The organism is Microvirga aerilata (assembly GCF_016743775.1).
In the GTDB taxonomy this organism is placed as follows: domain Bacteria; phylum Pseudomonadota; class Alphaproteobacteria; order Rhizobiales; family Beijerinckiaceae; genus Microvirga; species Microvirga aerilata.
Window position 1 is genome coordinate 43,472 of record NZ_JAEQMY010000016.1, and the last position, 21,060, is coordinate 64,531.

22 protein-coding genes and 1 tRNA gene are annotated in these 21,060 nt (G+C 63.3%); 9 read left to right on the forward strand and 14 right to left on the reverse strand.

Going from position 1 to position 21,060, the window contains the following annotated elements; genetic code table 11:
- Positions 1-2 precede the first annotated feature (2 nt).
- Together JKG68_RS13235 and JKG68_RS13240 are read left to right on the forward strand one after the other, a co-directional pair.
- On the forward strand, positions 3-626 hold the full coding sequence (locus JKG68_RS13235) for a 2-dehydro-3-deoxy-6-phosphogalactonate aldolase (protein ID WP_202060117.1): 624 nt from the start codon (positions 3-5) through the stop codon (positions 624-626).
- Positions 627-735: 109 nt separating this feature from the next.
- Entirely contained in the window at positions 736-987 is a 252-nt protein-coding gene (locus tag JKG68_RS13240; RefSeq protein WP_202060119.1) for a hypothetical protein, read from the forward strand.
- A 64-nt stretch (positions 988-1,051) separates the two neighbouring features.
- Here the strand turns inward: JKG68_RS13240 and JKG68_RS13245 are convergent, their stop codons facing one another.
- On the reverse strand, positions 1,052-1,285 hold the full coding sequence (locus JKG68_RS13245; RefSeq protein ID WP_202060121.1) for a DUF6894 family protein: 234 nt from the start codon (positions 1,283-1,285) through the stop codon (positions 1,052-1,054).
- Positions 1,286-1,439: 154 nt separating this feature from the next.
- A complete protein-coding gene (locus tag JKG68_RS13250; RefSeq protein ID WP_202060123.1) occupies positions 1,440-2,219 on the reverse strand; it encodes a GGDEF domain-containing protein in 780 nt (259 codons plus the stop codon).
- A 188-nt stretch (positions 2,220-2,407) separates the two neighbouring features.
- Here JKG68_RS13250 and JKG68_RS13255 point away from each other — a divergent pair, with 188 nt between their 5' ends.
- On the forward strand, positions 2,408-2,710 hold the full coding sequence (locus tag JKG68_RS13255) for a hypothetical protein (RefSeq protein WP_202060125.1): 303 nt from the start codon (positions 2,408-2,410) through the stop codon (positions 2,708-2,710).
- A gap of 126 nt (positions 2,711-2,836) precedes the next feature.
- Here the strand turns inward: JKG68_RS13255 and JKG68_RS13260 are convergent.
- The 6 genes from JKG68_RS13260 to JKG68_RS13285 form a co-directional block, all read right to left on the reverse strand.
- Positions 2,837-2,911 (reverse strand) — tRNA-Glu (locus tag JKG68_RS13260).
- Between the two features lie 79 nt (positions 2,912-2,990).
- The gene (gene recJ, locus JKG68_RS13265) at positions 2,991-4,802 is read right to left on the reverse strand and encodes a single-stranded-DNA-specific exonuclease RecJ (RefSeq protein WP_202060127.1); all 1,812 of its coding nucleotides are present in this window, start codon (positions 4,800-4,802) and stop codon (positions 2,991-2,993) included.
- A 335-nt stretch (positions 4,803-5,137) separates the two neighbouring features.
- Positions 5,138-6,136, reverse strand: a complete 999-nt coding sequence (gene glpX / locus JKG68_RS13270) for a class II fructose-bisphosphatase (protein WP_202060129.1) — start codon at positions 6,134-6,136, stop codon at positions 5,138-5,140.
- A 55-nt stretch (positions 6,137-6,191) separates the two neighbouring features.
- Positions 6,192-7,514, reverse strand: coding sequence for a homoserine dehydrogenase (locus JKG68_RS13275; RefSeq protein WP_202060131.1), 1,323 nt, complete (start codon positions 7,512-7,514; stop codon positions 6,192-6,194).
- Between the two features lie 108 nt (positions 7,515-7,622).
- Positions 7,623-8,843, reverse strand: a complete 1,221-nt coding sequence (locus tag JKG68_RS13280) for an LL-diaminopimelate aminotransferase (protein ID WP_202060133.1) — start codon at positions 8,841-8,843, stop codon at positions 7,623-7,625.
- A gap of 81 nt (positions 8,844-8,924) precedes the next feature.
- Positions 8,925-9,251, reverse strand: a complete 327-nt coding sequence (locus tag JKG68_RS13285) for a hypothetical protein (protein WP_202060135.1) — start codon at positions 9,249-9,251, stop codon at positions 8,925-8,927.
- A gap of 162 nt (positions 9,252-9,413) precedes the next feature.
- Between JKG68_RS13285 and JKG68_RS13290 the strand changes: the two genes are divergently transcribed.
- On the forward strand, positions 9,414-11,219 hold the full coding sequence (locus tag JKG68_RS13290; RefSeq protein WP_202060137.1) for a PHA/PHB synthase family protein: 1,806 nt from the start codon (positions 9,414-9,416) through the stop codon (positions 11,217-11,219).
- A 79-nt stretch (positions 11,220-11,298) separates the two neighbouring features.
- Here JKG68_RS13290 and JKG68_RS13295 read toward each other — a convergent pair whose 3' ends face one another.
- Positions 11,299-12,585 carry an OmpP1/FadL family transporter gene (locus JKG68_RS13295; RefSeq protein WP_202060139.1) on the reverse strand — a complete coding sequence of 429 codons (1,287 nt, stop codon included), beginning with the start codon at positions 12,583-12,585 and terminating at the stop codon, positions 11,299-11,301.
- 385 nt (positions 12,586-12,970) lie between these two features.
- On the opposite strand from JKG68_RS13295, the gene JKG68_RS13300 reads away from it, so the two are divergent.
- Positions 12,971-13,861, forward strand: coding sequence for a fumarylacetoacetate hydrolase family protein (locus JKG68_RS13300; protein WP_202060141.1), 891 nt, complete (start codon positions 12,971-12,973; stop codon positions 13,859-13,861).
- 128 nt (positions 13,862-13,989) lie between these two features.
- Here JKG68_RS13300 and argC read toward each other — a convergent pair whose 3' ends face one another.
- Positions 13,990-14,958 carry an N-acetyl-gamma-glutamyl-phosphate reductase gene (gene argC / locus JKG68_RS13305; protein WP_202060144.1) on the reverse strand — a complete coding sequence of 323 codons (969 nt, stop codon included), beginning with the start codon at positions 14,956-14,958 and terminating at the stop codon, positions 13,990-13,992.
- Between the two features lie 298 nt (positions 14,959-15,256).
- Here argC and JKG68_RS13310 point away from each other — a divergent pair, with 298 nt between their 5' ends.
- Positions 15,257-15,775, forward strand: coding sequence for a DUF5872 domain-containing protein (locus JKG68_RS13310; RefSeq protein ID WP_202060147.1), 519 nt, complete (start codon positions 15,257-15,259; stop codon positions 15,773-15,775).
- A gap of 73 nt (positions 15,776-15,848) precedes the next feature.
- On the opposite strand, the gene rpsI is transcribed toward JKG68_RS13310, so the two are convergent.
- Both rpsI and rplM read right to left on the reverse strand, forming a co-directional pair.
- Positions 15,849-16,322, reverse strand: a complete 474-nt coding sequence (gene rpsI, locus JKG68_RS13315) for a 30S ribosomal protein S9 (RefSeq protein WP_202060149.1) — start codon at positions 16,320-16,322, stop codon at positions 15,849-15,851.
- A gap of 4 nt (positions 16,323-16,326) precedes the next feature.
- Positions 16,327-16,791 (reverse strand): 50S ribosomal protein L13, encoded by a 465-nt coding sequence (rplM, locus tag JKG68_RS13320; protein ID WP_202060151.1) that lies wholly within the window; start codon positions 16,789-16,791, stop codon positions 16,327-16,329.
- A gap of 295 nt (positions 16,792-17,086) precedes the next feature.
- Between rplM and JKG68_RS13325 the strand changes: the two genes are divergently transcribed.
- A complete protein-coding gene (locus JKG68_RS13325; RefSeq protein WP_202060153.1) occupies positions 17,087-17,713 on the forward strand; it encodes a glutathione S-transferase family protein in 627 nt (208 codons plus the stop codon).
- Between the two features lie 15 nt (positions 17,714-17,728).
- Here JKG68_RS13325 and JKG68_RS13330 read toward each other — a convergent pair whose 3' ends face one another.
- Positions 17,729-18,166: a PaaI family thioesterase gene (locus JKG68_RS13330; RefSeq protein ID WP_202060155.1), complete on the reverse strand. Its 438-nt coding sequence runs from the start codon at positions 18,164-18,166 to the stop codon at positions 17,729-17,731.
- 51 nt (positions 18,167-18,217) lie between these two features.
- On the opposite strand from JKG68_RS13330, the gene JKG68_RS13335 reads away from it, so the two are divergent.
- Positions 18,218-18,742 carry a CoA-binding protein gene (locus JKG68_RS13335; protein WP_246515396.1) on the forward strand — a complete coding sequence of 175 codons (525 nt, stop codon included), beginning with the start codon at positions 18,218-18,220 and terminating at the stop codon, positions 18,740-18,742.
- A gap of 230 nt (positions 18,743-18,972) precedes the next feature.
- Complete coding sequence (locus JKG68_RS13340) at positions 18,973-20,256, forward strand: O-acetylhomoserine aminocarboxypropyltransferase (RefSeq protein WP_202060159.1); 1,284 nt, start codon at positions 18,973-18,975, stop codon at positions 20,254-20,256.
- A gap of 68 nt (positions 20,257-20,324) precedes the next feature.
- Here the strand turns inward: JKG68_RS13340 and JKG68_RS13345 are convergent, their stop codons facing one another.
- The gene (locus JKG68_RS13345) at positions 20,325-20,999 is read right to left on the reverse strand and encodes an AAA family ATPase (protein WP_202060161.1); all 675 of its coding nucleotides are present in this window, start codon (positions 20,997-20,999) and stop codon (positions 20,325-20,327) included.
- Positions 21,000-21,060: the final 61 nt, after the last annotated feature.

Genomic DNA, 21,060 nt, shown 5'->3' on the forward strand with positions numbered 1-21,060 from the left:
TTGTGCTGCGCAATTATTTAACCGAACTTCCTCTTGTGGCGATCCTGCGGGGCTTGAAGCCGGGCAATGCCGAAGCTGTCGGGCATTCCTTGGTGGAGGCAGGGTTTCGCATCATCGAGGTCCCCTTGAATTCGCCTGAGCCCTTTCGCAGCATCGAGATCCTGGCAAAAACCATGCCGGAGAACGTTCTGGTCGGAGCCGGGACTGTCCTCGACCCGGACCAGGTGAATGGCATCCGCGATGTGGGCGGCCGGCTGATCGTCATGCCTCATGGGGACGTGGGGGTCATCCGGCGGGCCAAGGAGCAGGGCCTCGTGTGCACGCCCGGCGTCTCCACGCCCACGGAAGCGTTCGCGGCCTTGAAGGCGGGCGCCGATGCCATCAAGATCTTCCCGGCCGAAGCAATTCCGCCTGCCGTCGTGAAGGCGTGGCGGGCCGTGCTCCCCAAGGACTGCATCGTCCTGCCGGTCGGGGGCATCAAGCCGGACAACATGAAGCCCTATGTGGATGCGGGCGCCGACGGCTTCGGGCTCGGCTCCGCCCTCTTTACGCCCGCCATGTCGGTGGAGGAGATCGGCCGCAACGCACGGGATTTCGCCTCGGCCTGGCAGACCCTGCGCCGGTAAGGCTGCGGCCGGAGGAGCGAATAAGGTTTCTCGTGAATGCGCTTCGGCAGGAACCCTTGGGAGGAAAAGCACGTTCTCAGGGAGAAATACTTGTCCACGGAGTTTTACGATGAAGAAAGCAGTATTCGTTCTCGCGGCTTCGCTCCTCAGCACGGCCGCCTTCGCGCAGGACACCACGACGACGATCAAGAAGGAAGAGGGCCTGCTCGGCAGCCAGACCACCATCGAGCGTAAGACTGAGCCGAGCACCACGTCTTCCACGACCGTGACCACCACCGGATCGGTGGGCTGCTCCACGGAAACCAAGCAGAAGACGGACGAGTTCGGCGACACGACGACCCAGAAGAAAACCGAGTGCTGATCGGACACAAGTTCCACTGAGCAAAGGCCCGGCATGAAAGCCGGGCCTTTTTGCATGGGGCCTTCTACCGGCGCCGGCCGCCGTGACCACCGCGAAAGAACGGGACAGTCAGGAGACGTCGGCCAGTCTCGTCGGTGATCTCAAGCTCGATGTTGCCTGCATCGGCCAGTTCGTCCCGGAGTTCCTCGACGGTGGCCAGCGCCTCGGCGCGAGCCGCTTCCAGGTCGGGAAACTCGATTCCCTCCTCGTCTTCATCGACGTCGTAGCCGTCTCGGATATTGAAGAAGTATCGGGGCATGGGCACAGCTTCGGAATGGAGTTTGGCGAGGAAAACGCCTTTGCGGGCGGCAGGTTCAATCGGATCCCTGCCTCCCTCATATACACGTCTTTCTCCGAAACGGTGACGCGGGAAGGGCCTCCGCTGGAAAAACCCGAACGAGACTCAATGGCCCTTAGACGTTTACGACGAGGCTTGTTGGCCCTGCCGGGCGGCCCGACGGAACAAGCGCTTTCGCCCGGGATGAGAGCCTGATCTGGTTTCGGCCAAGGCGCTTTGCTTCGGACAACGCCTCGTCGGCGTCTGCATAAAGTGTTTCGAAGGTCTCGGCCGGATCGCGCAGGGCGATGCCCGCAGACATCGTCACCTGAACCGCCCCTGCCGGCGTGATGATGGGAGTTCTCTCCAGGGCACGCAACAGGTCGCCGATGGCAGCAACGACCCGCTCAACGGGCGTGTGCGAGGAGATGAGGGCGAATTCCTCTCCGCCAAGGCGGCCGACCAGCCCGAAATCGGAAAGATGGGTCGCCATGGTATTGCCGATCATCTGCAGAACGTGATCGCCCGTCCGGTGACCATGCTTGTCGTTGACGATCTTGAAGTGGTCGATGTCGACGATCACGAGAACCATCGTCTGCAAGGAGGGAGCCTCGCTGGCCTCCAGCAAGGCCCGGCGGTTCGGCAATCCGGTCAGCGGATCCGTTCGGCTGATCTCCTCAAGGCGGCGCTTGGCTATCTGCAACTCCCGTTGCGCGCGCCCGAAAACAAGCGCGACAGGCGTAGCAATCACCCCGACGGTCGCAATCGTGATCGCACAGGTCCGCGCTACAGCGGCCCATGACGTAAAGAAAACCAGCTGAGTGGTCAGGTCGACAGAAAGCGCCACGGTGAGAGCAAACAGGTTGACCAGCAAGACGTATCGAACGAGTTGCCTGCTGCTCGTGATCGTCGGCATGGTCAGCTTCTGAATCAAATGACGTAGTGTGAACATAGTATTATTGCCCCATTAGGATACTTTATAGCAGGACAATCTGACGAGGCCAAGATCGGCTGCATTCGTTCTCTTTCCTTGGAGCTTTTGATGCGCCTGCGCGTTTAACCGCACGCCAAGGGTTCTTGCGGGTCAACCGGTAAGGACACATCATGATCCTTCGACCCATTGCTCTCTTCGCAGCCCTTGGCGCCATGGCCGCGCTCGTGCCTTCCTCAGCAAGCGCTCAAACCTCCTGCGGCCCGCGCGAACAGCTCGTGAAACTGCTGGCGGACCAATACAAGGAAGATCCCGTAGGGATGGGCTTGGCTCAGCCAGGCCAGGTTCTGGAGGTGTTTGCCTCCTCGTCCGGATCGTGGACGATGGTGATCACCCTGCCGGACGGCAAAGCCTGCATGATCGCCGCAGGCGACAATTGGGAGATGGTGACCAAGATCAAGGGCAATCCGGTCTGAGCGCACGCTGTTTCCTGAAGGTCGTCGGTTCTATAGCGGCAAACAGGCTCGAAATCCCAGCGCCTCGCAGGCGCGTCGGAGCACGGTTGGTGCTGGCTGAGAGGGGTATTTTTCGGGAGTGTGGAGTGGCGCGCCCTAGGGGAGTCGAACCCCTCTTTCCTGCGTGAAAGGCAGATGTCCTAACCGATAGACGAAGGGCGCGCAGTGCTTCGCGGCGGTGCCGCCGAAGTGGGCGAACCTATAGATGGGTTCGTGACGCATCGCAAGCATCAGATTTGAATTATTCCGGCCGTGCAACATCCATGATGCGAACCTCGACCTTTTCGTTGCCGCCCCAACGATCGATGGAGAGCGTTCCGGCCACATGCAGGGGATTTCCCATGGCCTGGGACAGGGCGATGCCCAGCGGCTGACCCGCGGCACGGAAAGCGATTCCGCCGATCACGCTGCCATCGCCGCCCCGCAGCTTCACGCGCATATGCCCTCCGCTGCCGACCTCCCGCGCCTCGACGAGACGATGCTGTGGAAAAACGAAGATCGGCTCCGGCTGGCCCGACCCGAACGGCCCTGCCCGCTCCAGAGCCGTCACTACGGCGGGTTGCGCGCCTGCCGCCGTCAGCGTCGCGTCGACGGCAAAGTTGTCCCGCAGGCGCATGGTGCTGACCGGCTCGGTGAGCCTCTCCGTGATGAAGGCGAGGAAGTGCTCCAGGTCGGCGGCCTGGATCGTCACGCCCGCCGCCATGGTGTGGCCGCCACCCTTGATGGCAAGCCCTGCTTCCACTGCCGCACGTACCGCATAGCCGAGATCGACTCCGGGCACGGAGCGGCCCGAGCCCGTCGCCGTGCCGTCGGCATTGAGGGTGAAGGCAAAGGCCGGGCGGCGGAAGCGCTCCTTCGTGCGGGCGGAGATCAGGCCCACAACGCCCGGATGCCACTCGGCCGAGGCGGTGACGAGAACGGGCTGATCCGGCATTCGCTCGAGAGCCATCATTGCCTGGGCCTCGGCTTCGGCAACGGCAACCACCTCGATGGCCTGACGCTCCCGGTTGAGACGGTCGAGTTCCGTTGCCAACCGTCCTGCCTGAATGGGATCGTCGGTCAGGAGAAGCCTTGAGCCCAGGGCTGCATCGCCGATGCGGCCGCCTGCATTGATGCGAGGTCCGACAAGGTAGCCGAGGTGCCAGCACTCCGGCGCTCCGGCGAGGCCCGCCGTGTCCAGAAGCGCGGCAAGGCCCACCCGGCGGCGGCTCCTCATGATGGCGAGGCCCTGGCGCACGAAAGCCCGGTTGAGGCCGACAAGCGGCACCACGTCGGCAACGGTCGCCAGCGCCACCAGGTCGAGGCTTCCCATCAGGTCCGGCTCGGGCCGGTTCTGGAAGAAGCCGCGCGACCTCAAGGTCCGATTGAGGGCGACAAGGAACAGGAACACCACGCCGGCCGCGCACAGATGGCCGAGCCCCGACAGGTCGTCCTGCCGGTTCGGGTTCACGATGGCGAGCGCCTCCGGCAGCCGTTCAGGGGCCTGGTGATGGTCGAGCACGACGGGATCGAGGCCGAGACGTTTGGCTTCCGCGAGGGGTTCGATGCTCGCGGTCCCGCAATCGACGGTGACCAGAATGTCGGCTCCCTGCTCCTTCAGCCCCCGGATCGCATCCACGTTCGGGCCGTAGCCTTCCGTGATGCGGTCGGGGATGTGGATGGCATAGGGGACGCCGCAGGCCCGGAGATACTCGGCCAGGAGAGCGGCGCTGCAGGCTCCGTCCACATCGTAATCGCCGAAGATGGCCACTTTTTCCGACCGCATCACCGCATCGGCGAGGCGCGAGGCCGCTGGCTCCAGATCGGTGAGCACGTGCGGATCCGGCATGAGATCGCGAAGGCGCGGGTTGAGGAAGCCCTCCGTGTCATGGATGCCGACGCCCCTTCCGGCCAGCACCCGGGACAGAACATCGGGCAGCCCGTGGGTCTGCGCGATGGCAAGCGCGATCGTGCTCTGGGCGGCATCGCAGCGCTCGACCCAGGTTCGCCCGAGGGCGGAATTGGTGATGCCCAGGAAAGGCCGGGGCAGGAGAAGAGGAGATGATTCGGTCACGGCCGGAGTATTATCCCCGAATTGTGGTCAAAGCATCCTGCGATAATGATCGCACCTCATGCGCGTTGCTATCCGGAAGGATGCGTCACGCAGGGGAAAGGAATCCATCAGCGTTGAGGATGTGAGTGGATGCCCTTCCCGGCCCTGCTGGCCGTCGGGGTTGATGCAGGCATCAATAAAGCAGATGACGGCCTGGGATAAATGCGATTCGGGCGGCGACCTTGCCGTAGAGCGCCTGCGCCTCCCGTGCCGGGCATCCACGCCTTGAAGCCTGCCCACAAACGTGCATGGCCGGGACAAGCCCGGCCATGACGATAGAGGCGTTCTGAAACGTACTAGTCCAGGTGGAACTTCGCCAGTTCGCGGTGCTCGCCGTAGATGCGGCGCACGGTGCCGGTGGCGGAGCGGTAGACCACCGTCTCCGTCGTGATCACGTCCCGGCCGAAGTGAACGCCCTTGATCAGCGCGCCGTCGGTCACGCCGGTGGCTGCCACGATCACGTCGCCGCGGGCGAGGTCCGTCATGTCGTATTTGCGGTTCGGATCGGTCACGCCCATCTGGAGGGCCCGCGAGCGCTTCTCCTCCGTGTCGAGGATGAGCCGGCCCTGCATCTGGCCGCCGATGCAGCGCAGGGCGCCGGCCGCCAGGACGCCTTCCGGAGCGGCGCCGATGCCGAGATAGATGTCGATGCCAGTATCGGCAGGCTTGGTCGTGAAGATCACGCCGGCCACGTCGCCGTCTGAGATCAGGCGAATGCCCGCACCCGTCTTGCGGATCGCCGCAATGAGATCGGCATGGCGCGGCCGGTCGAGCACCAGGGCGGTGAGCTCGTTCACCTTCACGCCCTTCGCCTTGGCGAGGTTGTGCAGGTTTTCCTCGGGGCTGGCGTCCAGGTCGACGGTGCCGGTCGGGTAGCCCGGGCCGATGGCGATCTTGTGCATGTAGACGTCGGGGGCAGCCAGCAGGGTTCCGGCCTCGGCCATCGCCATCACGGCGATGGAGCCCGGCATGTCCTTGGCGCAAAGGGTCGTGCCCTCGAGCGGATCGACGGCGATATCGACCTTGGGACCCTGCTTGTTGCCAACCCGCTCGCCGATGAAGAGCATGGGCGCCTCGTCGCGCTCGCCCTCGCCGATCACCACCGTGCCGTCGATGGGAAGCTTGTTCAGCTCGCGGCGCATGGCATCCACGGCCGCCTGGTCGGCGGCCTTTTCATTGCCGCGGCCGCGCAGCCTGGCGGAAGCAACCGCCGCGCGCTCGGTGACGCGGACGAGTTCCATGGTCAGGATGCGCTCGATGATTTGGCCCGGTTGGACGGTAATGCCTTGCGACATGGACGTGTCGTCTCCCTCTTGAGGTGGTCGGCGGACCCATGGGTCCGGCCGTGGTTTATTCGCGTTCGATGCGAATGACTTGGGGCGGCTCGGCAATAAGACCATCCCCCGAAATTTTTTCTAGGGCCGAGCGGATGGAAGCTTCCGTGGCCGCGTAGGTGATGAGCACCAGCGAAACCGGCGCGCCCGAGCGCCCATGCGGGTCCTGAGTCGCCGCGATTTCGGAGCGCTTCTGCAGGATGCTTTCCAGGGAGATGTCGGCCTCGGCCATGCGGGTGGCCACGCCCGCGGCAACGCCCGGGCGGTCATGGACCGTGAGGCGGATGTAATAGCCGCCCTCGTGGCGCTGCATGGGAGCCCGCGGCGCCCGCTCCAGCAGTTCGATGGAACGGCCGAAGAAGGGCAGCGCCGCGCCGGTTGCAACATCGGCGATATCGGCGACGACGGCGGAAGCCGTGGCATCGCCCCCTGCCCCCGGCCCGATCAGGGTCAGCTCCCGCACGGCATCCGCATCGATGGTGACGGCATTGGTCACGCCCATGACCTGAGCGATGGAGGATGTTCTGGGCACCATGGTCGGGTGGACGCGCTGCTCGATGCCGGTCTTGGTGCGCTCGGCAACGCCCAGGAGCTTGATGCGGAAGCCCAGCTCCTTCGCCATGGCGAGATCGAGCGGCGTGATGGAGGAGATGCCCTCCACATAGATCGCATCCGCATCGATCTCGGTTCCGAAGGCGAGGCTGGTCAGGATGGCGAGCTTGTGAGCCGTGTCGAAACCTTCGACATCGAAGGTCGGGTCCGCCTCCGCATAGCCGAGGCGCTGCGCGTCCTTCAGGCATTCCGCGAAGGTGAGCCCCTCCAGCTCCATGCGGGACAGAATGTAGTTGCAGGTGCCGTTGAGGATGCCGTAGAGGCGCGAGATCCGGTTCGCCGGAAGCGCCTCGCGCAGGGTCTTGATGATCGGGATGCCGCCTGCGACGGAGGCTTCGAAGGCAAGCGACGCGCCCTTCTCCTCCGCGAGCCTTGCCAGCATGAGGCCATGCTTGGCAAGCAGCGCCTTGTTGGCCGTCACCACATGCTTGCCCAGCGACAGGGCCGTCTGCACCGTCTCCAGGGCCGTGCCGTCGGCGCCCCCCACCAGCTCGACCACGCAGTCGACCTCGGCCGAGCGGGCAAGCTCCACAGGGCTGTCGAACCATGAGAAGCGGGACAGATCGAAGCCTCGATCCTTGGTCTTGTCACGGGCCGATATGGCCATGACCTGAACGGGCCGCCCGCCGCGCTGGGCGACAACCTCGTTCTGGCGCTCGAGAATGCGAATAACCGATGCGCCGACGGTGCCGAGGCCGGCGATGCCGACCCGAAGGGGACGTGTCACGAACAGCAGCTCCTTGAAAATCTGGGCTGCTTTTACGACTGCCCGGGTTCCATGTCCATGTGAACCCGAAACCTTGCGGTGGGCATCGCTCCCTTCTCAGGGCGGCGATCAGCCCCTGCGCGCCATGGGCACCACGTTGTGGAGCGTCTGGTCCGCCGTGTCGAAGAACTTGCGGATGTTGCGCGCGGCCTGGCGGATGCGCTGCTCGTTTTCCACAAGGGCGATGCGCACATAGTCGTCGCCGTGCTCGCCGAAGCCGATGCCGGGGGCCACCGCCACGTCGGCCTTCTCCACCAGAAGCTTCGAAAACTCGAGGCTTCCCATCGAGCGGAACTTCTCCGGGATCTGAACCCAGGCGAACATGGAGGCCGTGGGCACCGGAACGGTCCAGCCGGCCTTGTCGAACGAATCGACCATGACGTCGCGGCGGCGCCTGTAGGTCGCGCGCATCTCGCGGATGCACTCGTCTGGCCCGTTGAGCGCTGCGGTGGCCGCCACCTGAACCGGGGTGAAGGCGCCGTAATCGAGATAGGACTTCACCCGCGCGAGAGCCGCCAGGAGACGCTCGTTGCCGACCGCGAAGCCGATGCGCCATCCGGCCATCGAGAACGTCTTGGACATGGAGGTGAACTCCACGGCCACGTCGATGGCGCCGGGCACCTGGAGAACCGAAGGCGGCGGGTTCGCCTCGTCGAAATACACCTCTGAATAGGCCAGGTCCGACAGGAGGATCAGGTCGTGCTTCTTCGCGAAGGCCACGAGATCGCGATAGAAATCCAGGGAAGCCACATAGGCCGTCGGATTCGACGGATAGCAGACGACGAGCGCCACAGGCTTGGGAATCGAGTGAGCCACGGCCCGCTCGGCGGCGGCAAAGAACTCGGGGGTCGGCTCGGCGGGAACCGAGCGGATGACGCCGCCGGCCATCAGGAACCCGAAGGCATGGATCGGGTAGCTCGGATTCGGCACGAGGATCACGTCGCCGGGCTCCGTGATGGCCTGGGCCATGTTGGCGAAGCCCTCCTTCGACCCGAGGGTCGCCACCACCTGCGTGTCCGGGTTGAGCTTCACGCCGAAGCGGCGCTCGTAGTAGCCCGCCTGGGCGCGGCGTAGCCCCCCGATGCCTTTCGAGGCAGAGTAGCGGTCCGTGCGCGGCTTGCCGACCGTCTCGACGAGCTTGTCGATCACATGCTGCGGAGCCTGAAGGTCCGGATTGCCCATCCCGAGATCGATGATGTCCGCTCCATTGGCGCGTGCGGCGGCCTTGATGCGGTTGACCTGCTCGAAGACGTAAGGCGGGAGGCGCTTGATCCGGTAGAAATCAGACATGGTTTCTTCGTCCTCGGGCGGAATCAGGAGATCCCGGTATAGATTCTATGGGGTCCGCTTGGAATTCGTCTTCTGGCCCGGCTACTGCGACGTGTTGGCCGGGAGCCTTACCGGCTGGGGAGGCGGCGTCTTGCCCATTTCGATCGCTGCGGCTCCCGCGGCCTCGTTCCGGGCCCGAATTGCATCGAGCTCGGCCTCGGCTGCCTTGATCTCGGCCGCCGACCGCGCCGGAGTCGGGCGTCCCTCGCTGGCGGTGCCGATCGGCATATACTCAAGATTGGTCGGTCTGGATCGGGCGACGAAGTCGGGAGTCACCGCCATCTGCGGGCCTGCGCCCACCGCGGAAGCCACATCGCGGACAGGGTTGAAGCTGCCGTTGCAGCCTGCAACACCGACAGCGGTGAACATTATCAGCACGACGGCTGACGCCCGTTGGATCGAAAGAGGCTTCATACGCATTGTGATACCTAAGAATGGCAACATGACTCTGGCAAATCCGACAGGCCCAGCGCTAAGATGTCGGAAATACCGCCCGTGAGCAATGCTGCTGCGATAGAGGGAGATCGCCTTATGGACAAGCCATACGGTGAGGAGAAGACCCAGTCCTCAGCGCCGGACTTCGAAGAACTCTCCCGCAATGTGGCTCGCCTCGTGGAAGGAGCCAGCAAGGCAGCTGCCGCCTACCTCAAGCCCGTTCAGGAAGGGCAAGCGCCCCCCGAGCTTCCAGGCGATGCCTCCGAGGCCGTCAAGTCCTTGGGCCGTGTGGCCGAGGCCTGGATGAGCGATCCGCAGAAAACCTTCGAGGCTCAATCGCGGCTCGGAACACAGTTCCTGAGCCTCTGGGCCTCGACCTTGAAGCGCGCCCAGGGCGAGCTTGCCGAGCCGGTGGCGCAGCCGGAGCCGAAGGATAACCGCTTCAAGGATCCGGAATGGTCGGAAAATCCGGTCTTCGACTTCCTGAAGCAGGCCTACCTCATCTCATCCCGCTGGGCCGAGGACCTTGTGGAGAATGCCGAAGGGCTCGATGAGCGGACCCGCCACAAGGCCCAGTTCTACCTCAAGCAGCTGTCCAGTGCGCTATCCCCTTCCAACTTCCTCCTGACCAATCCCGAACTCATCCGGGAAACCCTGCGCGAGAATGGGGCCAATCTGGTGCGCGGCGTCACCATGCTGGCGGAGGACATCGAGGCCGGCGGCGGTGGGCTGAAGATCCGACAATCCGATCCGGGCAACTTCAAGATCGGCGTGAACATCGCCACCACGCCGGGCAAGGTGATCTTCCGCAACGATCTCATGGAGCTGATCCAGTACGCTCCCGCAACCGAGAAGGTGCTCAAACGGCCGCTCCTGATCGTGCCTCCCTGGATCAACAAGTTCTACATCCTCGACCTGAACCCGGAAAAAAGCTTTATCCGGTGGGCCGTCTCGCAAGGCCTGACGGTCTTCTGCATCTCCTGGGTCAACCCTGCGGAGCAGCACGCGGAAAAGGGCTTCGAGCACTACATGCGTGAGGGCATCTTCGCGGCGCTCGATGCCATCGAGGCGGCGACCGGCGAGAAGAAGGTGACGACCATCGGCTATTGCGTCGGAGGCACGCTGCTGGCCACCACGCTTGCCTACATGGCGGCCAAGCGGGACAAGCGGATCGACAGCGCGACGTTCTTCACCGCCCAGGTTGACTTTACCCATGCGGGCGACCTGAAGGTTTTCGCCGGCGAGGAGGAAGTGCGCTCCCTCGAAGCCAGCATGAGCAAGCGCGGCTATCTGGAAGGCTCGCGCATGGCCAATGCCTTCAACATGCTGCGGCCCACTGATCTGATTTGGCCTTACGTGGTCAATGTCTACATGAAGGGTAAGGCCCCCCTCCCGTTCGATCTGCTGTACTGGAACGCCGACTCCACCCGGATGCCGGCCGCGAACCACGCCTTCTACCTGCGCAACTGCTACCTCGAGAACAAGCTCGCCAAGGGGGAGATGGAGCTGGCCGGCGTGAAGCTGGACCTGAAGAAGGTGAAGGTGCCAGTCTTCAACCTGGCGACCAAGGAGGATCACATCGCCCCTGCCCGCTCAGTGTTCCTCGGCTCGAAGTCATTCGGCGGCCCGGTCGATTTCGTTCTTGCCGGATCGGGCCATATCGCAGGGGTCGTCAATCCGCCGAGCAAGCCGAAGTATCAGTTCTGGACCGGTGGTCCCATCGAGGGCGAGCTTGAGACCTGGATGAGCCAAGCGTCCGAGACATCGGGCTCCTGGTGGCCCTACTGGTTCGAGTGGGTCAGGGCTCAGGCGCCCAAGATGGTGGCCGCGCGGGAGCCGGGAGGCGGCAAGCTGGAGCCGCTCTGCGATGCGCCGGGAACCTACGTGCTGGCGAAATCCTAAAGCCCTTCACCTTTTGAAGAACCCAAAAAGAAAGGCCGGCAATTCACCGGCCTTTCTGCTGTGTGCTCCTGAACGGAACTCAGTACTTGCGGACGATCGGTGCCGCCGGGATCGCAACGACCGGGTCATCCCAGCGGTAGCGCAGGCCGACCGACACGATATCCACATCCGAGTTCACGTCGGCCACGAAGGGCAGTCCTTCGTAGTCCTGATGGCCTGGAAGGATGCGGATATCCGTCTCCTTCGCGAAGATGTGGGTATAGGCGATGTCGAACGACAGCTTGTTGTTCCACTGATAGCTGGCGCCAACCGATGCCCAGATGCGGTCGTTGTCAGGCAGGCGGGTGGAACGGATCTCCGTATCGATCGGCGACTCCTCGTAGGCCACGCCGGCGCGCAGGGTCAGCTGATCGGTCAGCTTGTAGTCGAAGCCGAGGGAGTAGAAGAACCCGTCGTCGTAATTGAGCGGCAGATCGGTGACGACAGCGCCTCCGGGGCCAACAACCAGCGGCGTCTTCAGAACGCTCCAGTTGGTCCACTCGAAGCCGGCATGGACGGTCAAGGCGGGGGTGACCACCTGCGAGATGCCGATGGTGAGCTGATCCGGCGTCGTCAGGTCGGAGCTGATCGGAATCCGACCCGCAGGGGAAGTGACCGTTCCCTCAAGCTCATGATCGATCTGCGAGCGGTAGCCGATGCCGATGGTCGTGCCGGCAAACGGCGTGAGCGTCACGCCGGCCGTGAAGCCGAAGCCTATATCGTCGCCGTCGAGGGTCACGCTCGGGGCGCCCGGCGTGACGGCGGCGGCCCTCTTGAGGCGGATGTCGAAATACTGGAGCGACGGACCCGCCGCGACCGAGATCCACTCGTTGATCTTGATGCCCACAACCGGGTTCACGTTCAGTGAGAAGATCTTGGACGAGCGCGAGTAGACCTGGCCGGCCCAGTTGTCGCGAGGATCGGTGACAAGGCCATACGGGGAGGTCGACGAAAGACCGACCCAGAGCATGTCGTTGATCTGGTAGGAGTTGTAGCTGGCCGGGACGATCGCATCCTGGCCGATATCGCCCGAGCTGCCGAACACGAAGGTCGGAACCGAGGGAAGCGGGTTGATGTCGACCCGCGGAATGATGAGAGACAGGCTGAGCTCGGTCTGCCAGCCCGGCGCCATCGTAATGACGGCGGGGTTCCAGAACATCGAGGACAGGTTGCCCGAACCGGAGGCAGCGCCGGCGAAGGAGTAACCCTGAGCCGAGGCGCTTTGCTCACGGATGGCGAAAGCGCCCGCCTGAGCGCCGCCCTGGGCGACAACGATAGCTGCAAGAGAGACCGCAGCCAGGGTCAAAGAACGAGAGAGACGGCTCATGAAGGATTTCCTGCCCTTATGCATTTTTTGTGCGGGAGAATCCCGCCTTGAGAGCAGTCTGCCAATGCTTAATTTCTGCCGCAATCTATTATTCAAAGCGAATTGAACGGTTAACGTTTTCTTACAATGGCGCCAATGAATATGATTATACTTGCAAATACATGAGGTGGAAAAACATTCGTCGAACCCTACCCCAATGGTTTATATGTAAACAAATGTATTGAACCGCCCCCTACTCGATTTTACTAACCCCATCGGAGAGGTGGAAATCCCACACTTTGTGGCTGCTCGTGGCAAAACAGCAACATCTTTACGGCTAGAACATGCATTGTAGCCCGGCGCAGTCGCGCCAATTATGCACATGACCTAACGAGAGGAGCGCCTGATGAAGCTGGTGAGATTTGGGGCAGCCGGACAGGAGAAACCGGGACTGATCGATGCGAACGGACAGGTTCGGGATCTCTCCGGGATCATTCCCGACATTACCGGGGCAACGTTGTCGTCGGAACACCTGGACCGGGTCCGCCAAGCCGATCCCGATACGCTTCCCCTTGCTCCTTCGGGCGAGCGCCTGGGTGCCTGCGTCGGGCAAGTGCGCAACTTCATCGCCATCGGATTGAACTATGCCGACCATGCAGCCGAGACAGGCGCGGCGATCCCGGCCGAGCCCATCGTGTTTAACAAGGCCCCTTCCTGCATCGTGGGCCCGAACGACGACGTGATCATTCCGCGCAAATCCGTGAAAACGGATTGGGAGGTGGAGCTCGCCATCGTCATCGGCGAGCGCGCCTCTTATGTCGGGGCCAACGAGGCCCTGGAGTTCGTGGCCGGCTACTGCGTCTGCAACGACGTGTCGGAGCGCGAATACCAGCTGGAGCGCGGCGGCACCTGGACGAAGGGCAAGGGCTGCCCGACCTTCGGGCCTCTCGGCCCCTGGCTCGTGACCAGGGATGAAATCCCCGACGCGCAGAACCTGTCCATGTGGCTCGATGTGAACGGCGAGCGCATGCAGAACGGCTCGACCCGGACGATGATCTTCAACGTGGCGCAGATCGTGTCTTACGTGTCGCACTTCATGATCCTGGAGCCCGGCGACGTGATCACCACCGGCACCCCGCCCGGCGTCGGCATGGGCATGAAGCCGCCGCGCTACCTCAAGGCAGGCGATGTCGTGTCGCTCGGGATCGAGGGCTTGGGCGAGCAGCGCCAGCGCTTCGTGGCGTTCGAGGACAACGCGAGCGCGCTGGATACTAGCAAGAGCTGGAAGGGCCACTGATCCGACCCGGATCCGGCCCAAGAACTATCTTTTAACGTGATGGCCGGGCATGTCCCGGCCATTACGTTCAATAGAGCGCCGCACCTCCCCTGTCGGGATCACCGGCAAAAGGCCGGTGGCGACAGGTGCTATATCAGCCCCAGCATGAGCTGGATGTTCTGCACCGCAGCCCCCGACGCGCCCTTGCCGAGATTATCGAGCCGGGCGACCAGGACAGCATGGTTGTAGCTGTCGTGCTGGAACACGAAGAGCTCCAGGCGGTCCGTATCGTTGAGCGCCTCCGGCTCGATCCGCTCGATCTTCTTTCCATCCCGTATGGTGGGCACCACGGTGACGAGCCCCCCCTCCTGATAGTGCCCCAGGAGCGCCGCCTCGAGATCGGCCGCCTTCGGCTTGCCCGGCAGCAAATCGAGATGGAGCGGCACGCTGACCAGCATGCCCTGCCGGAAATTGCCCACGGAGGGAATGAAGATCGGACGCCGGGTGAGGCCGGTATATTTCTGCAGTTCCGGCACGTGCTTGTGCTCGAAGCCGAGGCCATAGAGCTCGAAGGACGGGCCCGTACCGGCCTCGTAGGCCTCGATCATGGAGCGTCCGCCGCCGCTGTAGCCGCTGACCGCATTCACGCTGATCGGATAGTCAGCCGGGACGAGCCCCGCATCCACCAAGGGGCGGATGAGTGCGATCGCGCCCGTGGGGTAGCAGCCGGGATTGGCCACCCGGTCCGCCTTTGAAACGGCGTCCCGCTGCGCGGAGTCGAGTTCGGCAAAGCCATAGACCCAGCCGGGGCTGACCCGGTGCGCCGTGCTCGCGTCGAGAATGCGGGGCTTCTTGCCGCTCAAGTCCTCCACAAGGCCTACGGTCTCGCGGGCGGCATCGTCATGGAGGCAGAGCACCACGAGATCGACCTCGGCCAGGATCTCGCGCTTCGCGGCCGGATCCTTGCGCCGCTCCGGATCGATGCTCCTGATGGCCACACCGGGCACGTCTTTCAGGCGCTCGCGGATGCCGAGGCCGGTGGTGCCCGCCTCCCCGTCGATGAAGACGGTCCTGGTCTCAAGGCCAAGGCCGGATGATCTGTCGAGCGTCGAAGTCATGGTCGATCCAATCTGTCGTCGAGGCTGAGATAGGGCGAAATCGTTTCGTCCCACAAGGTTTCGAAAAAACAAAAAAGCCGCGCAGAGGGCGCGGCTTGCGAGCGGACCTTCAGGCAGCCGTCATCGCAGGCGCGCAGGCGCGGCGAACAAGCCCCATCGGATGTTTGAAACGATCAACATGAGACGATCTATGCGCCGGAAGCTTCGCTTGTCAAGAAATCGTGCGTTCGGCCGCTGTCAGGAACCCGGGGGAGCCGGTGAAGTTGCCCTCGCAACCTTGAAACGACAGGCGGTTTCCATGGCAGGCACGGCGCAGAAGACCAACCCCAAGCTCTGGGAAAAGGTGAAGGCGAAGATCACGAAGGGCGACAAAGGCGGCGAACCGGGTCAGTGGTCCGCCCGCAAGGCCCAGATGGCTGTCGCCGAGTACAAGAAGGCGGGCGGCGGCTACGCCGGCCGGAAGTCCTCTGACAACCATCTTCAGCAATGGCAGGAGGAGGATTGGGGCACGAAATCCGGCAAGCAGAGTTGTGACACGGGCGAGCGCTACCTGCCGCGCAAGAGCCGGGAGGCATTGACGGAAGGCGAATACAAACGCTCGACCGAGAAGAAGAAAGCCGACACCCGAAAGGGCAAGCAATTCTCCAAGCAGCCGCGGGACGTCGCCAAGAAGGCAGCCGCCGCGCGCAAGAGCGCCAGTAACGGCCGCGCCGCCTCCGGGACGACGAAGGCCCAGCTCATGGAGCAGGCGCGCAAGCAGGATATTCCAGGCCGCTCGCGTATGTCGAAGGCAGAGCTGGAACGCGCCTTGTCCTGAATGCGAAAAGGTCCTGAATGCGAAAAGGGCGGCCCTGAAGCCGCCCTTTCCAAAATTCTTGCCTGAATAAGCCTTAGCGCTTCGAAAACTGGAAGCTGCGGCGGGCCTTCTTCTTGCCGTACTTCTTACGCTCGACGACGCGCGGATCGCGGGTCAGGAAGCCTTCCTTCTTGAGCGGGCCGCGAAGCTCCGGCTCATAGTAGGTCAGCGCCTTGGCGAGACCGTGACGAACGGCACCGGCCTGGCCGGAGAGACCGCCGCCATCGACGTTCACCGTGATGTCGTACTGGCCGTCGCGGCTGACGAGCTGGAGCGGCTGCGCCAGGATCATGCGGAGCACGGGGCGGGCGAAGTAGACCTCGACTGCGCGGCCGTTGATCACGATCTTGCCGGAGCCGGGCTTGATCCACACGCGGGCCACAGCGTCCTTACGCTTGCCGGTCGCATAGGCGCGGCCGAGCGAGTCGAGCTTCTGGACGTGCTTCGGGGCTTCCGGAGCGGCGGTCTGGGGGGTGCCCAGATCGGCGAGAGACTGGAGGGTCGCCATGATATTAGACTCTCACGTTCTTGCTGTTGAGGGCACCAACATCGAGCGCTTCCGGCTGCTGGGCCGTGTGCGGATGCTCGGCGCCCTTGTAGACGCGCAGGTTGCCCAGGATCTGGCGGAAGAGCGGGCCGCGGGGGAGCATGCGCTCCACAGCCTTCTCGACCACGCGCTCGGGGAAACGGCCGGCGAGGATGAACTTCGCGGTCCGCTCCTTGATGCCGCCCGGATAACCGGTGTGATGGTAGTACACCTTCTGCTCGCGCTTGCGGCCGGTGAACACCACCTGATCGGCGTTGATGACGATGACGTTATCGCCGCAATCGACGTGGGGCGTGTAGTTTGCCTTGTGCTTGCCACGCAGGCGCATGGCAATAACCGAAGCGAGACGGCCCACAACGAGGCCCTTCGCGTCGATCACAACCCACTTCTTCTCGACGTCGGCGGGCTTCAGCGAAGTCGTAGTCTTCATTGCGCTGTTTCCCATTGGAGCCTCACGGCTCAGGTTCTGAAAAAGACAAACCGCCGCGAGATGCGGCGGCGAGTGACGGCTGTTTAGTGGCTTCATGGCATGAAGTCAACCGCGAAATGAGCACGCCCGGCAGCGCAAAAACCCTTACAAAACTTGGACTTCAGCAGCAGAGGTATTTTTATACCACATATACGGTATCAAAACACCACATCTGATTTTGGCTCTGCGGCAAACCCGGTTATGCTCGCCCGCATCCTTGAACGGGGTTGGCCCGAAGGCTGAGGAAGAGCTCTTGATGTCCGATGACCTGATCTTCTACACGAATCCCATGTCCCGCGGCCGCATCGTCCGCTGGATGCTGGAAGAAACGGGCTGCGCCTATGAGGCCAAGGTCCTGGGCTATGGGCCGGAGATGAAGGACCCCTCCTATCTCAGCGTCAATCCCATGGGCAAGGTGCCGGCGATTCTCCACAAAGGAACGACTGTTACCGAGGCATCGGCCATCTGCGCCTATCTGGCCGATGCCTTTCCCGAGGCGAACCTCGCGCCTCCCGCCAACGATGCCCGCCGGGGCACCTATTACCGCTGGATGTTCTTCGCGGCAGGCCCCGTCGAGGCAGCCTTGAGCAACAAGGCTTTCGGGTTCGAGGTTCCGCCGGAACGGCGGGGCACAATCGGCTATGGGTCCATCGAGGATGTGGTCAACGCCCTGGAGCATGCCGTATCCCAATCCGAATACATCGCAGGCGATCGCTTCACGGCGGCGGACGTCTATGTCGGCTCCCAGATCGGCTGGGGCATGATGTTCGGGACGCTGGATAAGCGGCCGGCCTTGGAAGCGTATTGGAGCCGGATCGGCTTCCGCCCGGCGGCCCTTCGGGCGCGGGAGATCGACGACGCACTTCTCCCGCCGAAAACGTGAGCTAGAGCCTCCGGGCTATCGGCGATCCGGGATCGAATAGGTTCCGGTCGCATGGCAGACCACATCGGCACTGCCTTCGGACGAGATGGACACCTCCCCCACCGCCAGGCGCTTTCCGAGCTTCAGGAGGCGGCAGTGGGCGACGAGCGCGCGGGGCTCCGGCTTTCGAAGAAAGTTGAAGTTGAGGCTCGTCGTGACGGCGAGCGCCACGGGACCGATATGGGCCAGGATCGCCGCGTAAAGAGCTAGGTCGGCCAGCGCCATCATGGCCGGGCCGGAGATGGTGCCGCCGGGGCGCAGGTGGCGCTCGTGATAGTCCATGCGCATCCGGGCCGTGAGCGGCCCGATCTCATCCACGAAGTAGGTGCGCCCTCCCAAATGGATCTGCGGGAATTCCCGGTCGAGGAAAGCCGTCAGCTCGTCCAGGGTCATGATGGGATGATGGGATGCCATTAATGTGCGATGCTCATTGAACTGCCCTGCCCTATCCCATACGTTCCCGTCATGAGCCACGACAATTACCCGAACGAATATATCCGCGGCATCCTCAACAGCGTGAAGACCATCGCGCTCGTGGGAGCCTCGCAGAACCCCGCGCGCCCGAGCTGGATCGTCACGAAGTACCTGCTGGAGCGGGGCTACGACGTGATCCCGATCAATCCGGGCTTGGCGGGCAGCGAGCTTCTCGGCAAGAAGGTCTACGCTTCCCTGGCGGACGTGCCGGGCCCCATCGACATGGTGGAGGTCTTCCGCAACTCGGAAGCCGCGGGCCCCATCACGGACGAGGCTCTCGCCCTCGATCCATTGCCCAAGGTGCTTTGGATGCAGCTTTCCGTGCGCAATGACGAGGCCGCCGCCAAGGCCGAGGCCAAGGGCTTGAAGGTCGTCATGGACCGCTGCCCGAAGATCGAGTTCGGGCGTCTCTCCGGCGAGATATCCTGGCAGGGCGTGAACTCACGCATGCTGAGCTCCAAGAAACCCGTTCTGTCGGGCAAAGGCTTCCAGAAGCTCAGCCTCAACCGGCCTTGAAACCTCTCCATCCGGCAGCCTCCCTGAGCCCTCATCCTGAGGAGCGTAACGGTCCGCAGGACGAGGGCGCCCCCAGTGCTCTCTGAACCCTCCTTCGACACGCCTGCTGCGCAGGCTCCTCAGGATGAGGATGGAGAAAATAGAGCCACTGCAAACGCCTCCTTGACGGAAGAACGATACGTTCTTTAAATAGAACGCATGTCGTCTCACACAGGAACAGGCCTCGCCCCATGACTGACCGTCTGCCCGGTTTCAACACGCTCGCCATCCATGCGGGAGCCGCTCCCGACGCGGCGACCGGCGCCCGCGCCACACCGATCTATCAGACCACGTCCTTCGTCTTCGACGACGTGGATCATGCGGCTTCGCTCTTCGGCCTTCAGGCGTTCGGCAACATCTATTCGCGCATCGGCAACCCGACCTGCTCCGTTCTCGAGGAGCGGGTGGCGGCGCTCGAAGGCGGGACGGCCGCTCTTGCTGTCGCGTCCGGCCATGCGGCGGAGTTCCTCACATTCCACACTCTCCTGCAGCCGGGCGACGAGTTCATCGCGGCCAAGAAGCTCTATGGCGGCTCGATCAACCAGTTCAACCACGCCTACAAGAACTTCGGCTGGAACGTGGTCTGGGCCGACTCGGACGATCCGTCCTCGTTCGAGGCCGCCATTACCCCGAAGACCAAGGCGATCTTCGTCGAATCCATCGCCAATCCGGGCGGCGTGATCGTCGATCTTCAGGCAATCTCGGCTATCGCCAAGAAGCATCGCATCCCGCTCATCGTCGACAACACGATGGCCTCCCCTTACCTGATCAAGCCCTTCGAGCACGGCGCCGACATCGTCGTCCACTCGGCCACCAAGTTCCTCGGCGGCCACGGCAACTCGGTTGGCGGCGTCATCGTGGACGGCGGATCGTTCAACTTCGCGGGCGACGACCGTTATCCCATGCTCTCCAAGCCGAGGCCTGAATATTCCGGCATGGTGCTGGGCGAGACCTTCGGCAATTTCGGCTTTGCCATCGCCTGCCGCGTGCTCGGCCTGCGCGACCTTGGCCCCGCCCTGTCGCCTTTCAACGCCTTCCTGATCCTGAACGGCATCGAGACCCTGCCGCTGCGCATGCAGCGCCATTCGGACAATGCTCTGGCAGTAGCCGAGCACCTTGCGAGCCACAGCAAGATCTCCTGGGTCAGCTATCCGGGACTGCGGTCGGACCGCTACCACAACCTTGCCAAGCAGTACTGCCCCAAGGGTGCCGGCGCGGTGTTCACCTTCGGCCTGAAGGGCGGCTACGAGGCGGGCGTGAAGCTGGTGTCGAACCTGAAGCTGTTCTCGCATCTTGCCAATATCGGCGACACCCGCTCGCTCGTGATCCACCCGGCCTCCACCACCCACCGCCAGCTTTCCGACGAGCAGAAGACCCAGGCCGGCGCCGGCCCGGAGGTGGTGCGCCTGTCCATCGGTCTCGAGGACAAGGAAGACCTGATCGACGACCTGAACCAGGCCCTGGACGCGGCATAAGGCGCCCCATCCGGAAAACGAAAAGGGCGGCTTCGAGCCGCCCTTTTTGCTGGAAGAAGTCCGTTGCTTCAGGCGGCCCGTGAGGCGCCGGATTTCTTGTAGGTGTTGTGGATGGCATTTAGCGAGCGCTCGAGGGCTGTCCAAAGGCGACCCATCTCGTCGGCTCCTTGCGAGTCCGCATCGTATTCCCGCGCGCCCTCGCCGGTCGAGAGGGAGAGCGTGAGTTCAGGGCGGTGCGTGATCTGGCCAGCCCAGACGGGAACCTGGAGGGCATTCAGCGCGCCGCGGGCGTCGGCCACCACGGGCGCTTCCGTGTCCCCGCGCTTGGCTGGAGCGGCGTTGATGACGGCCGCATAAGGCTTGCGCAACTCCCGCGCGATCGCCACCGTGTCCTGAAGCGCCGCGATATCGAACAGGCTTGCGCGGGTGGGAACGATCACCAGCGTCGCGTGCTTGATGGCTTCCGCCACAATGGACGACTTGTTGGGCGGCGTGTCGATGAGCACCCAATCGTAGCCCTCGCGCTTGGCCTCTTTCAGCGCCTCGCCAAGGTTCCGAACATTGTGCTTGAGGCCTAGATATTCCTGGTTCCGGATCTTGTGCCAGAGCGACAGGGACCCCTGCGGGTCGTTGTCGATCAGCAAGGTAGGGCGTGAAGGGTTGGCGATATAACTCGCGAGATGAGCAGCGAGCGTGCTCTTTCCCGAGCCGCCTTTCCGCGAAGCAAAGACCAGCACATTCATGCCTGACTCCTCATAAGGCTTTTCCTACAGCCCTGCGTTCAAGGGTTAACGCCATCTTAAT